Genomic DNA, 13,547 nt, shown 5'->3' with positions numbered 1-13,547 from the left:
CTTGACGGGCCGGAAGGTGTCGTAGTCTCATCCGGCACACTTGCAGTGATGAGCGGGGGAGGCTCCCATCAGTACCGGCACCGGTGACGTGCTCACACCTCTCGGCCCCCAGGATCCGCGCGAGATCTCCGGATACCGGCTGATCGCCCGGATCGGCGAGGGCGGGATGGGCACCGTCTACCTCTCGCACACCCGGGGCGGCCAGGCCGTCGCGCTGAAACTGATCCGCCGCGAGTTCGGCGACGATCCGGAGTTCCGCCGTCGGTTCGACCAGGAGGTGCAGGCCGCCCGGCGCGTGCAGGGCTACCACCTGGTGCCGGTCGTCGACCACGACACCTCCGGCCCGCTCCCCTGGCTGGCCTCGGCGTTCGTCCCGGGTCTGGCCCTCCAGGCGGTCCTGGAGTCCCACGGTCCGCTGCCGCTGTCCGCGGTCTTCCGGCTCGTCGGCTGCACCGCGCAGGCGCTGGGCTCCATCCACGCGGCCGGGGTCGTCCACCGCGACCTGAAGCCCGGCAACATCCTGCTCGGCGCGACGGGCCCGTACGTCATCGACTTCGGGATCGCCCGTGCCACCGACGCCACCCAGCTCACCGGCAGCGGGGTCATCGGCACGCCGCAGTACATGTCGCCGGAGCACGCGCTCGGCGAGCAGGTCGGCCCGGCCACGGACGTGTTCTCGCTGGGCCTGATCGCGGCCGTCGCGGCGACCGGACGGCACCCGTACGGGGCGGGCGGCGCCCTCACCGTCGCCACCCAGATCGCCAACACCGCCAGCCGCCCGCCGAAGCTGGACGAATACCCGGCCGAGCTGCGCCCGTTGCTCGAACGCTGCCTGACCGCCGACCCGGGCACCCGTATCACCCCCGCCGAACTGGCGTCCCTGTGCGAGCAGGCCGCGGGCCGGTCGCTGCGGGAGCCCGGCGACTGGCTGCCCGCGCCGGTCGCCGCCCGGATCGCCCACCACGAGCAGGCCGCGCAACTGCCCCCGCAGCCGGCGGACCCGGCGGCCCCCACGTACCCGTCGAGCGCGCCGCAGCCCGATTCCAACCCCTACGCCACCGGAACCGGCGCCGGGCCCAACCCCTACGCCACCGATCCCGGTCCCAACCCCTATGCCACCGGCACCCTGCCGCCCGCCTCCTCCGCACCGTCGTACTCGCCGGGAACGGGGCCGGGCCCGGCCGGACCGGGAACAGGTCAGCCGGCGGGCGGTGCGTGGCCCGGCACGATGCCGCTCACCCAGACCCCCGGTGCGGTGCCGCCCGGTGCGGTGCCGCCCGCCCAGGGCCCGGGCAGCGGACCGTTCCCGGCGCATCAGCCGGCCCCGCAGCCCCCGGAGACCGGCTCCGCCGCGCCCCGCCGCAAGCGGCCGGCCCTGCTGATCGCCGCCGTGGTGGTCGCGTTCGCCACCGGCATCGGCGGCACGCTCTGGGTGCTCGGCAAGGACTCGGACGACGAGAAGAAGCAGAACGGCGGCAGCAGCGCGCAGGGCCCCCGGAAGTCCGGCACGGACGGCGGGTCCACCGCGGACGACTCCTCCGGCGGCTCCACCGGCGAGCCGTCCGGCAGCGGGTCGAAGAACCCCCCGCCCGCCTCGTACTCCGAGATCTTCAGGGACAAGCCGCTGAACCTGCGGACCCCGTCGGGCCTGGACAACACCTACGTCGACATGGACGCCCCGCTCGTGGACCCCAACGCGGGGATCGACTCGGACGACCGCGAGCTCAACGCCTCGTACGACACGCTGGAGTTCAACCGGGCGCTGGGCAAGGCGAACGGCGAGTCCCCCGAGGCGTGCCACACCGCCGCCAAGCAGAACCCTCTCCCCAGCTCGGTCTCCAGCGAGACCCTGAACAAGGAGAAGACCATCGTGGCGGGCGACGTGATGTGCAGCGTGACCTCCGAGGGCAACCTCGCCCAGTGGAAGATCTCCAACGTGGTGTTCAACACCAGCGAGAGGACCCCCACCTACGAGGGCACGCTGACCCTCTGGAAGATCGACTGACGGTCGTTCGGGGGCGTTCCCGCCGTCGTCCGGCGGGAACGCCCCGGAACGGCTCCGTCCGCCGCCGTCCGGAAAAGACGGCGGCGGTCGCCGGACCGACCGGTCCGGCGACCGCCTCTCACCCCTCGGGCGTCACGCGTGCGTGCGCAGCAGCGTCCGCATCGTCCGCATGGCCACCGACAGGTTCGCCAGGTCGAAGGCGTCCGAGCCCTGGATCTCGTCGAGCGTGGAGCGCGAACGCGTGAGGATCGCCGCGTTCTTCTCCTCCCAGGCCTTGAACCGCTCCTCCGGCGTCGAGCCCCCGTTGCCCGCCGACAGCACGTCCGCGGTGAGCGCGGCGTGCGCCGCGTACAGGTCCTCGCGGATGGAGGCGCGGGCCATGGACTGCCAGCGGTCGGCCCGCGGCAGCTCGATGATCCGGTCCATCAGCCGGGTGATGCCCAGCCGGTCGGCGAGGTCGTAGTACACCTCGGCGACGGCGAGCGGGTCCTTGCCGGTGCGCTCCGCGATCGCCACGATGTCCAGCGCCGGGAAGGCGGAGGAGAATCCGGCGACCCGCTGGGCCAGCTCGCCCGGGACGCCTGCCTCGGTGAGCTCGTCCAGGATCGACTGGTACCACTCCAGGTCGGTGCCCTTCAGCATCTTGGGCAGCTCGGCCCAGACCTGCTCGACCCCGGCCTTGAAGAAGTCGACCGTCTCGGCGATCTCCAGCGGCTGCGGCCGGTTGCCGAGCAGCCAGCGCGAACCGCGCTCGACGAGCCGGCGCGAGTGCAGCCGGACGCGGGTCTGCACATCGGCGGCGACCTCGTTGTCGAGCGCCTCCACGGCGTCCCACACCTGGCCGAGGCCGAAGATCTCACGGGCCGCGAACTGCGCCCGCACGATCTCCTCGATCGAGGCACCGGTCTCTTCCCGCAGCCGGTGCAGGAAGGTCGAACCGCCGCTGTTCACCGTGTCGTTGACCAGGACGGTGGTGATGATCTCGCGGCGCAGCGCGTGCCCGTCGACCGCCTCGGGGAACTGCTCGCGCAGCTGGTGCGGGAAGTAGGCGTGCAGCAGCGTCTGCAGGTGCGGGTCGTCCGGCAGGCTGGTGTGGATCAGCTCCCGGGCCGCGGTGATCTTCGTGTAGGCGAGCAGCACGGCGAGTTCGGGCTGGCTGAGCCCCCTGCCGGAGTTGAGCAGCTCACGGATCTGCCGGTCGTTGGGCAGGAACTCCAGACCGCGGTCGAGGTCGCCGTCGCGGCCCAGTCGGCGCATGAAGCGCTGGTGGGCGTGGAGCAGGGAGGACGACTGGGCCGTGGCGTTGGCGAGTGCCACGTTCTGCGCGTAGTTGTTGCGCAGGACCAGGCGGCCGATCTCGTCGGTCATCTCGGCGAGCAGCTTGTTGCGCTGCTTGACGGTCATGTCGCCGTCCCGGACCAGGCCGTTGAGCAGGATCTTGATGTTCACCTCGTGGTCGGAGGTGTCCACACCGGCGCTGTTGTCGATCGCGTCGGTGTTGATCCGGCCGCCGGTGCGGGCGAACTCGATCCGGCCGAGCTGGGTGGCGCCGAGGTTGCCGCCCTCGCCGACGACCTTGGCCCGCAGGTCCTCGCCGTTGACCCGGATCGCGTCGTTGGCCTTGTCGCCGACGTCCGCGTTCGACTCGGCGGAGGACTTGATGTACGTGCCGATGCCGCCGTTCCACACCAGGTCCACGGGGGACTTGAGGATGGTCTGCATCAGATCGGCGGGCGTCATCTTGGTGACTCCCGGCTCGATGCCGAGCGCCTCGCGGATGTGCGCGTTGATCGGGATGGACTTGGCGCTGCGCGGGTGGACGCCGCCGCCCGCGGAGAGCAGTTCCTTGCCGTAGTCGGCCCAGGAGCTGCGCGGCAGCTCGAAGAGGCGGCGCCGCTCGGCGTAGGAGGTGGCGGCGTCCGGGGTCGGGTCGAGGAAGATGTGCCGGTGGTCGAAGGCGGCGACGAGCCGGATGTGCTCGGAGAGCAGCATGCCGTTGCCGAACACGTCACCGGACATGTCGCCGACGCCGACGACGGTGAAGTCCTGGGTCTGGGTGTCGTGGCCCAGCTCGCGGAAGTGCCGCTTGACGGACTCCCAGGCGCCGCGGGCGGTGATGCCCATGCCCTTGTGGTCGTAACCGGCGGAGCCGCCGGAGGCGAAGGCGTCGCCGAGCCAGAAGCCGTACGCGACGGCGACCTCGTTGGCGATGTCGGAGAAGCTCGCGGTGCCCTTGTCGGCGGCGACGACCAGGTAGGTGTCGTCCTCGTCGTGCCGGACGACGTCCTTGGGCGGCACGACCTCGCCGGCCACCATGTTGTCGGTGATGTCGAGCAGTGCCGAGATGAAGGTGCGGTACGAGGCGATGCCCTCGGCCATCCAGGCGTCGCGGTCGACGGCCGGGTCCGGGAGCTGCTTGGCGACGAACCCGCCCTTGGCGCCGACGGGCACGATGACGGTGTTCTTGACCATCTGCGCCTTGACCAGGCCGAGGATCTCCGTGCGGAAGTCCTCGCGCCGGTCCGACCAGCGCAGACCGCCTCGGGCGACCTTGCCGAAGCGCAGGTGCACGCCCTCGACGCGCGGCGAGTAGACCCAGATCTCGAAGGCCGGCCGGGGCGCGGGCAGGTCCGGGATGGACTGCGGGTCGAACTTCATCGAGACGTAGCCGTGCGGCTTGCCGCTGTCGGCCATCTGGAAGAAGTTGGTGCGCAGGGTGGCCTTGATGACGGTGAGGAAGGAGCGCAGGATGCGGTCCTCGTCGAGCGAGGCGACCTGGTCCAGGGCCCCGTCCAGTTCCTCCAGGAGGCCGTCGGTCAGCTCGGTGCCGGCGCTCTGCCGCTCCGGGGACATCCGGGCCTCGAAGAGCGAGACCAGCAGCCGGGTGGTGTGGACGTTGTTGCGGAGAGTGCTCTCCATGTAGTCCTGGCTGAACGTCGATCCGGCCTGGCGCAGGTACTTGGCGTAGGCGCGCAGCACCATCGCCTGGCGCCAGGTCAGCCCGGCGCCCAGGACCAGCGAGTTGAAGCCGTCGTTCTCGGCCTCCCCGGTCCACACGGCGGCGAAGGCGTCCTGGAAGCGGTCGCGGGCGTCGTCGGCGAGGTAGTTGCCGCCGGCCTGCGGCATCCGGAGCCCGAAGTCGTAGATCCAGGCGTGCGTACGGTCCGCGCAGCGCAGCTCGTACGGGCGCTCGTCGACGACCTCGACGCCGAGCCGCTGGAGGGCCGGGAGCACGGCGGACAGGGAGACCTGCTCGCCGGTCCGGTAGATCTTGAAGCGGCGCTCGCCGGGGCCCGCGCCGACCGGCTCGTACAGGCTGAGGGCGAAGTCCTTCTCGTCCTTCTTGAGCGCTTCGAGGTGGACCAGGTCGGCCACGGCGGCGCGCGGCGTGTGGTCGGCCTTGTAGCCCTCGGGGAAGGAGTGGCCGTACTGGCGCAGCAGCTCGGCGGCCCGCTCCTCGCCGCACTCGGCGCCCAGCGCCTCCTGGAAGCCGTCCGCCCAGGAGCGGGCGGCCTCGACGAGCCGGGCCTCGATGCGGTCGGCCTCGGCGTCGGTGAGGTCGGGCAGTTCGGTGCCGGGGGCGACCCGGACGACGAAGTGCAGCCGGGAGAGGATCGACTCGGTGTTCCAGGCGGTGAAGTCGACGCTGATGCCGCCCAGTTCCTCCTTGAGGATGTCGATCAGGCGCAGGCGCACACCGGTGGTGTAGCGGTCGCGCGGCAGGTAGACGATCGCGGAGTAGTAGCGCCCGTACTCGTCCTGGCGCAGGTAGAGCCGCAGTCGGCGGCGCTCCTGGAGGTAGAGCACGGAGGTGACCACGGAGCGCAACTGGTCGACGGGCGTCTGGAAGAGCTCGTCGCGCGGGTAGGTCTCCAGGATCTGGAGCAGGTCGCGGCCGTCGTGGCTGTTGGGCGAGAAGCCCGCGCCCTCCAGCACCTCGGCGACCTTGCGTCGGATGACGGGCACCCGGCGCACGGACTCGGTGTAGGCGGCGGAGGAGAACAGCCCGAGGAAGCGGCGCTCGCCGATGACGTTGCCGTCCTGGTCGAACTTCTTCACGCCGACGTAGTCGAGGTAGCTGGGCCGGTGCACGGTCGACCGGCTGTTGGCCTTGGTGAGGATGAGGAGCTTGCGCTCCCGGGCCTTGGCGCGGGCGTCGGCGGGCAGCCGGTCGAAGGAGGGGCTGACCGGGTGCGCCTCGTCGACGCTGTGGTGCGGGTCGGAGCGCAGGATGCCGAGGCCGGTGCCGGCGACGGCGGCCAGCGAGTCGGTGTCCTTCAGCTCGTACTCGCGGTAGCCGAGGAAGGTGAAGTGGTCGGCGGCGAGCCAGCGCAGCAGCTCCCTGGCCTCGTTGACCTCCTCGTCGGCGAGGTCGTCGAGCGGCTCGCCGGGCAGGTCGTCGGCGATGCGCAGCGCGGCCTCGCGCATCTTCTCCCAGTCCTCGACGGTCTCCCGCACGTCGGACAGGACGCGCAGCAGGTCGGCGGTGATCTGCTGAAGGTCGGCGCGGTCGGTCTCGCGGTCGATCTCGACGTGGATCCAGGACTCGACGAGCGCGTCGTGCGGCAGCTCGGCCTTGCCGTCCTTCGTGCCGCCCTTGGCGTTCTTGCCGCCCTGCGCGCCCGCCTGGAGGCCGTTGCCCTCGGCGAGGACCTCGATGAGCTTGCCGGTGACGTCACGGCGCACGACGACCTGCGGGTGGATCACGACGTGGATGCCGCGCCCCTGCCGGGACAGCTCGTTGGTGACGGAGTCGACCAGGAACGGCATGTCGTCGGTGACCACCTCGACGACGGTGTGGCTGCACGTCCAGCCGTTCTCCTCGACGGTCGGGGTGTGCACCCGGACGTTCGCCGTGCCCTGCGGGCGCATTTCGGCCAGCCGGTAGTGGGAGGAAGCGGCCCCGAAGACGTCCACCGGGTCGCGGCCCGTGATGTCCTCGGGAGCGGTGTGCAGGTAGTAGCGCTGGAGGTAGGAGAGAAGTACGTCCTGCCCGGGACGTTCCTGCTCGTCCCCGGTGCCCGCGACACGGACCCGGGAGGTACCGCCCGGCCCGCCGACACCACCGCCCGGGCTGTTGTCAGCTACCCTCGCGGCTCGTGCGAGCAGCTCGGCCTTGGCTTCGTCCAGCTTGGTCTGCATGTCCTCTGGCTCCTGTCGCGCGCCGTTGCGTGACGTAGGTGGAATAGGCGGCATAGCACCACGACCCGGATCTTCCGGTCCGGGTCGACGCTACCGCTCTGCCGCTATGAGAGATGCCCGGAACCGCTTCTTCCCCTTCGGGGAATCGGTCCGGGCGGTGAGGATCGGCGACGACCCGGAGGGTGTGGCACTCCGGGTGCGGGCCGGGGGCTCCACTGCCCCCGAGGCGTATCGCGCTGATCACGGGGTCCAGGCTATCTCGATCGGACCCTTCGTCGTCATGAGTTGTATATGTCCAAAAAACGGCGCCGAATTTGACACCTTGGACAGCGCGCCCGTCCGTATTGCCGCACTCTGGTAACGAACAGGCCGACGAACCGTGGGAGCCCTGCCATGGCACCGAAGATCCTGATCGTCACCGGCGACGCCGCCGAGTCCCTGGAGGTCCTCTACCCGTACCAGCGACTGCGCGAGGAGGGGTACGACGTCCACGTCGCGGCCCCCAGCCGCAAGACGCTGCGCTTCGTGGTCCACGACTTCGTGCCCGGGTTCGACACCTACACCGAGAAGCCCGGCTACACCTGGCCCGCCGACCTGGCCTTCTCCGAGGTCGACGCCGGGGACTACGCGGCCCTGGTGATCCCGGGCGGCCGGGCTCCCGAGTACCTGCGCAACGACGCGGAGCTGCGCAAGATCCTCAAGGCGTTCTTCGACTCGGACCGGCCCGTGGCCCAGATCTGCCACGGCCCGCTGATGACCGCGGCGATCGGCGCGCTGACCGGCCGGCACGTCACGGCGTACCCCGCGCTGGAGCTGGACATGCAGGCGGCGGGTGCCACCTTCGAGGACCACGAGGCGGTGGTCGACGGCGCACTGGTCTCCGCCCGGGCCTGGCCGGACCACTCGGCGTGGATGCGCGAGTTCCTGAAGGTCCTCCGCGAGAAGGCCCCGGTCGAGGCCTGACCTCCCGGCCCCGGCACCCGGCACCTCACCCGGCCGGTGCGGCTGCGGCGCCCGTCCGGGTCCCGTACGTGAGGTGTCTCACCCGGTCAGCCGCTCGGCGAGGTGCGCGGCCTCGGCCAGGCTGTCCACCACCGGCACCCCTGCGGCCTCCAGACTGGCCCTGCTGTGCGACCCGCCGGTGTAGAGCACGGCCTTCGCGCCGACGTGGGCCGCGGCCACGGCGTCGTCCACCGCGTCACCGATGACCACCGTGTGCTGCGGGGATATCCCCTCCAGCGCGGCCAGGTGCCGTTCCATGTGCCGCGCCTTGCTGCCGCCGGACGGCCCGGTGCGCCCGTCGACCCGCACGAAATGCGGCTCGATGCCGTAGCCCCGCACCACGGGGACCAGCTCGTCGTGCCCGTACATGCTCAGCAGCGACTGGCTGCGCCCGGCGAGCCGCCACTGCGCGAGCAGCTCCTCGGCCCCCTCGGTGAGCCCGCAGGCGGCCCGCTGCTCGGTGTAGTGCCGGTGGAACACCCCGTCCATCCGCTCCCACTCGGCCTCCGTGGGCAGCCGGCCCATCAGCCGCTCGTAGAAGCGGGGTATCGGGACGCAGTACATCTCGCGGTACTGCTCCAGGGTGATCGGCTCCAGGCCGATCTCGCCGAACGCGGCGTTCGTCGCGCCGACGACCGCGACGTTGTCGTCGAGCAGTGTGCCGTTCCAGTCCCAGACCAGATGCGTGCGGTGCTTCCCGTGCGTCCCCATGCGTAAGAAAGTACCCGCCAGGTCCGACAACCCGTTCGAGAAACCACTCCCCGGACACCTCCGGCCGGTTTCCCGCCGGCCTCCGCCAGCTTCCCGCCGCCGCGTCCGGGCCCCGCGGCCGTCCTCAGCCGATCAGGTTCGGGATCTCCTGGATGCCGAACCACAGCAGCTCGTGGTCCTCGGCGCCGTCCACGGTGAACTGCGCGTCGTCGTCACCGAGGTCCGCGGCCCCCAGCGCCGTGACGGCGGCCGTGACGTCCTCCCGCGCGTCGTCCGAGTCGACGTGCACGGCGGCGGCCTTGGCGAGCGCCACGGAGGACGCGATCCGCACCTCGCCGAGCGAGGACGAGTCGAGGCTGCGGTCCGGGTCGGCGACGGCCGCGCCGTCCGGTACGTCGACGGCGACGACGACCCGTCGGCACACCTCGCCGGGGTCCCGGGCGATCATGCGCAAGGAGGCGGAGGCGGCCCGGTTGAGCGCCGCGTACTCCAGCTCCTCGATGTCGTCGGAGACGTACCACTCGCGCAGTCCGGGGGTCACCGCGTACGCGGTGAGCGGGCCGGGACCGATCTCGCCCGCCCCGTGCGCCGCTGCGAGACCGGAGAGGGTCAGGGGGACGTACACGCGCATGGCTGGGCCGCTTTCGTAGTCGGAAACGCCCTCAGGATACGTGCGACGTCCCCCTTTGGGGTCACGTGCGCCGACGCCGGTCCGTCCACCCGGCGACCGCCCCTCACCCTCCCGTCGCCCGCCGCACACCCCGCTCGCAGACGCCCGCATCACCCGGATAGGTGATTCGTCCCGGCCGCTCCGGGCGCCCCGCCACCGCTTGCGGCCCGTTCCCTGCCGCCGTAGAAGATCCCCATCAGAAGTTACTGCCCGGTATGCGACCGGGACTCTGAAGCACGGGGGCGATGAACGATGAGCACGAACAGGACCCGGCCCGCCGGACGCCACGACCGGCGCGGACCCCACTCCGTACCACCCCAGCGCACGAGGGTTCCCCGGCGCGTGCGCCCCCACCACTGGTTCGCCGAACGCCTCCTCGCGGTGCTCAGCGGTCAGCGTCCGGTGCACTGGATGCTCGGCCACACCATCGGCGAGGCGTACGACCAGCTGGCCGAGCTGGCCCCGCGCACCCCGCTCAGGAGCCGCGGCGCCCGCCCCGTGATCCGCATGTGCCACGGCGCCCAGCCGGCGCCGGGTGTGGTCGAGGCCTGCGCGAGCATCGCGGCGGGCGAACAGGTGCGGGCGATGGCCTTCCGCCTGGAGCAGGGCACCGACCTCCGCTGGCGCTGCGCCGCGGTGGAACTGGGCGGCGAACGCCTCCAGGCCCCGCTGCCCCACTGACCTCCGGGACCGCCGGAACCGCCGGAACCGCCGGGACAGGCACCGGAACGCCGGACCCGGAACGGAGGAACGCAGGAACGGAGGAACGCAGGGACGGAGGAGCGAAGGAACGGCGACAGAACGCGACGAGGCGGCCACACCCGGGCCGGAGGGCCCCGCAACCCCCACAGGGCCCGGAGAGGAGCCTCAGCGCCCCGCAGAACCCCTCATGGACAACCCGAGCCACCCGGGAACCGGCCCGCTCCCGCTTTCAGCCCCTGTGGCGATCGGGGGGCGGAGTCGCGGACGGAGCCCCGGACCCCGGTCACGGGAAGGAGCGGGCGGGCCGGTCCCGCACAGCGGCACCCAGCACGGCGCGGCCCGCCCCGCTCCGGAACCTCACACCCCGGCCGCCCCGAACCAGGAAAGGGCCGGGGCCGGACGCCACCATCACGCGCCCGACCCCGGCCCTTCGACATACCACTTCTCGCGGCGTCACTTCTTGCGGCGACGACCCCCGCCGTTCTTCTGCGCCTTGCGCCGCTCCGCCCGGGTCAGCCCGTCCGACTCGGACCCGGTCGTACCGCCGCCGTTGGAGAAGTCGCCCTCGACGACGCCACCCTCACCGTCCACCGTGGGGGCGGAGAAGTGCAGCCGGTCGGGGCGCTGCGGGGCGTCGAGCCCCTTGGCCCGGATCTCCGGACGCGCCGCCGGTACGGCGTCCTCCTTGACGAGCGAGGTCCGCTCGGCCTCGTCCTGCACCGGAACCTCCTCGACCTGCTGCTCGACCTGGACCTCCAGGTTGAACAGGTAGCCGACGGACTCCTCCTTGATGCCCTCCATCATGGCGTTGAACATGTCGAAGCCCTCGCGCTGGTACTCGACCAGCGGGTCCTTCTGCGCCATGGCCCGCAGGCCGATGCCCTCCTGGAGGTAGTCCATCTCGTAGAGGTGCTCACGCCACTTGCGGTCGAGGACGGACAGCACCACGCGCCGCTCCAGCTCGCGCATGATGTCCGAGCCGAGCTGCTTCTCGCGCGTGTCGTACTGCTCGTGGATGTCGTCCTTGATCGACTCGCCGATGAACTCGGCCGTGATCCCGGCCCGGTCACCCGCCGCGTCCTCGAGCTCCTCGATGGTGACCTTCACCGGGTAGAGCTGCTTGAACGCGCCCCACAGCCGGTCCAGGTCCCATTCCTCGGCGAAGCCCTCGGTGGTCTCCTGGCGGATGTAGTCGTCGATCGTGTCGTCCATGAAGTGACGGACCTGGTCCTGCAGGTCCTCGCCCTCCAGGACCCGGCGGCGCTCGCCGTAGATGACCTCGCGCTGCCGGTTGAGCACCTCGTCGTACTTCAGGACGTTCTTGCGCGTCTCGAAGTTCTGCTGCTCGACCTGCGACTGGGCCGACGCGATCGCCCGCGTCACCATCTTGTTCTCGATCGGCACGTCGTCCGGCACGTTGGCCATCGACATGACCCGCTCGACCATCTGCGCCTTGAACAGCCGCATCAGGTCGTCGCCGAGCGACAGGTAGAAGCGGGACTCGCCCGGGTCGCCCTGACGGCCGGAACGACCGCGGAGCTGGTTGTCGATGCGCCGCGACTCGTGCCGCTCGGTACCCAGGACGTAGAGGCCGCCGAGCTCCTTGACCTCTTCGAACTCCGCCTTCACGGCCTGCTCGGCCTTCTCCAGCGCGGCGGGCAGCGCGGCCGCCCACTCCTCGACGTGCTCGACGGGGTCGAGACCGCGCTGGCGCAGCTCCGCCTCGGCGAGGTCGTCGGGGTTGCCGCCGAGCTTGATGTCGGTGCCTCGGCCGGCCATGTTCGTCGCGACCGTGACCGCGCCCTTGCGGCCCGCCTGGGCGACGATCGTCGCCTCCCGGTCGTGCTGCTTGGCGTTGAGCACCTCGTGCTGGACACCGCGCTTGGAGAGCTGCTGCGAGAGGTACTCGGACTTCTCGACCGAGGTGGTGCCGACCAGGATCGGCTGGCCCTTCTCGTGCTTCTCGGCGATGTCGTCGACGACCGCGGCGAACTTCGCGACCTCGGTGCGGTAGATCAGGTCCGACTGGTCGGCACGGACCATCGGCCGGTTGGTCGGGATCGGCACCACGCCGAGCTTGTAGATCTGGTGGAACTCCGCGGCCTCGGTCATCGCCGTACCGGTCATGCCGGAGAGCTTGTCGTAGAGGCGGAAGAAGTTCTGCAGGGTGATCGTGGCGAGCGTCTGGTTCTCGTCCTTGATGTCCACCCCTTCCTTCGCCTCGATCGCCTGGTGCATGCCCTCGTTGTAGCGGCGGCCGGCGAGGATACGGCCGGTGTGCTCGTCGACGATCATGACTTCGCCGTCGATGACGACGTAGTCCTTGTCCTTCTTGAAGAGTTCCTTGGCCTTGATGGCGTTGTTGAGGTACCCGACGAGAGGGGTGTTCACCGACTCGTAGAGGTTCTCGATGCCGAGCCAGTCCTCGACCTTCGAGACGCCGGACTCGTGGATGGCGACGGTCCGCTTCTTCTCGTCGACCTCGTAGTCGCCGGTCTCCTCGATGCCCTTGAGCGGGTTGCCCGCCTCGCCCTTGGTGAGGCGGGTGACCAGCTTGGCGAAGTCGCCGTACCACTTGGTGGCCTGGTCGGCCGGGCCGGAGATGATCAGCGGCGTACGGGCCTCGTCGACGAGGATCGAGTCGACCTCGTCGACCACGGCGAAGTTGTGGCCGCGCTGGACCAGCTCGTCCGCGGACCACGCCATGTTGTCGCGGAGGTAGTCGAAACCGAACTCGTTGTTCGTGCCGTACGTGATGTCGCAGGCGTACTGCTCACGGCGCTGGGCCGGCGTCATGTTGGCGATGATGCAGCCGACGGTCAGGCCCAGGAACTTGTGGACCCGCCCCGTCAGTTCGGAGTCGCGCTCGGCCAGGTAGTCGTTGACCGTGATCAGGTGTACGCCCTTGCCGGAGAGCGCGTTGAGGTACGCCGGCAGGGTGCCGACCAGGGTCTTGCCCTCGCCGGTCTTCATCTCGGCCACATAGCCGAGGTGCAGGGCTGCGCCGCCCATCATCTGGACGTCGTAGTGGCGCTGTCCGAGGACTCGCTTGGCGGCCTCACGGACGGTCGCGAATGCTTCGGGAAGCAGGTCGTCCAGGCTCTCGCCGTCCGCGTACCGTTCCTTGTACTCGTCGGTGAGCGCCCGCAGCTCGGCGTCGGAGAGGTTGACGAAGTCCTCTTCGATGGAGCTGACCTGGTCCGCGATGCGGTGCAGTTTGCGCAGGATCTTGCCTTCGCCTGCACGCATGAGCTTGTTGAAGACGGACACTGAGGCTGGTCTCCTTGCCGGTCGGGCCTGGCACTGGGTCGTGTG

7 protein-coding genes are annotated in these 13,547 nt (G+C 70.7%); 3 read left to right on the top strand and 4 right to left on the bottom strand.

Going from position 1 to position 13,547, the window contains the following annotated elements; translation table 11 throughout:
• The first annotated feature begins 88 nt into the window (after positions 1-88).
• Positions 89-2,005 carry a protein kinase gene (locus ABZZ04_RS11460; protein ID WP_356931974.1) on the top strand — a complete coding sequence of 639 codons (1,917 nt, stop codon included), beginning with the start codon at positions 89-91 and terminating at the stop codon, positions 2,003-2,005.
• Between the two features lie 132 nt (positions 2,006-2,137).
• Here ABZZ04_RS11460 and ABZZ04_RS11455 read toward each other — a convergent pair whose 3' ends face one another.
• The gene (locus ABZZ04_RS11455; protein ID WP_356931973.1) at positions 2,138-7,147 is read right to left on the bottom strand and encodes an NAD-glutamate dehydrogenase; all 5,010 of its coding nucleotides are present in this window, start codon (positions 7,145-7,147) and stop codon (positions 2,138-2,140) included.
• 393 nt (positions 7,148-7,540) lie between these two features.
• On the opposite strand from ABZZ04_RS11455, the gene ABZZ04_RS11450 reads away from it, so the two are divergent.
• Positions 7,541-8,110 carry a DJ-1/PfpI family protein gene (locus tag ABZZ04_RS11450; RefSeq protein WP_356931972.1) on the top strand — a complete coding sequence of 190 codons (570 nt, stop codon included), beginning with the start codon at positions 7,541-7,543 and terminating at the stop codon, positions 8,108-8,110.
• A 78-nt stretch (positions 8,111-8,188) separates the two neighbouring features.
• Here ABZZ04_RS11450 and ABZZ04_RS11445 read toward each other — a convergent pair whose 3' ends face one another.
• Positions 8,189-8,860 carry an HAD family hydrolase gene (locus tag ABZZ04_RS11445; RefSeq protein WP_356931971.1) on the bottom strand — a complete coding sequence of 224 codons (672 nt, stop codon included), beginning with the start codon at positions 8,858-8,860 and terminating at the stop codon, positions 8,189-8,191.
• Positions 8,861-8,984: 124 nt separating this feature from the next.
• Complete coding sequence (locus ABZZ04_RS11440) at positions 8,985-9,491, bottom strand: hypothetical protein (RefSeq protein ID WP_356931970.1); 507 nt, start codon at positions 9,489-9,491, stop codon at positions 8,985-8,987.
• A 291-nt stretch (positions 9,492-9,782) separates the two neighbouring features.
• On the opposite strand from ABZZ04_RS11440, the gene ABZZ04_RS11435 reads away from it, so the two are divergent.
• Entirely contained in the window at positions 9,783-10,211 is a 429-nt protein-coding gene (locus tag ABZZ04_RS11435) for an Rv3235 family protein (RefSeq protein ID WP_148838262.1), read from the top strand.
• 474 nt (positions 10,212-10,685) lie between these two features.
• Here the strand turns inward: ABZZ04_RS11435 and secA are convergent, their stop codons facing one another.
• A complete protein-coding gene (gene secA, locus ABZZ04_RS11430; RefSeq protein WP_356931969.1) occupies positions 10,686-13,502 on the bottom strand; it encodes a preprotein translocase subunit SecA in 2,817 nt (938 codons plus the stop codon).
• Between the last annotated feature and the right edge of the window lie 45 nt (positions 13,503-13,547).

The sequence above is a fragment of the Streptomyces sp. NPDC006435 genome (assembly GCF_040612315.1).
GTDB lineage: Bacteria > Actinomycetota > Actinomycetes > Streptomycetales > Streptomycetaceae > Streptomyces.
Note: the sequence above shows the minus strand (reverse complement) of the source record. Positions and strands in the feature narration are given on the sequence as shown.

What these genes read in the sequence shown, in the direction of transcription:
- ABZZ04_RS11455 (WP_356931973.1), bottom strand. Translation starts at nt 7,147, where the DNA reads ATGCAGACCAAGCTGGACGAAGCCAAGGCCGAGCTGCTCGCACGAGCC.
- ABZZ04_RS11450 (WP_356931972.1), top strand. Translation starts at nt 7,541, where the DNA reads ATGGCACCGAAGATCCTGATCGTCACCGGCGACGCCGCCGAGTCCCTG.
- ABZZ04_RS11445 (WP_356931971.1), bottom strand. Translation starts at nt 8,860, where the DNA reads ATGGGGACGCACGGGAAGCACCGCACGCATCTGGTCTGGGACTGGAAC.
- ABZZ04_RS11440 (WP_356931970.1), bottom strand. Translation starts at nt 9,491, where the DNA reads ATGCGCGTGTACGTCCCCCTGACCCTCTCCGGTCTCGCAGCGGCGCAC.
- ABZZ04_RS11435 (WP_148838262.1), top strand. Translation starts at nt 9,783, where the DNA reads ATGAGCACGAACAGGACCCGGCCCGCCGGACGCCACGACCGGCGCGGA.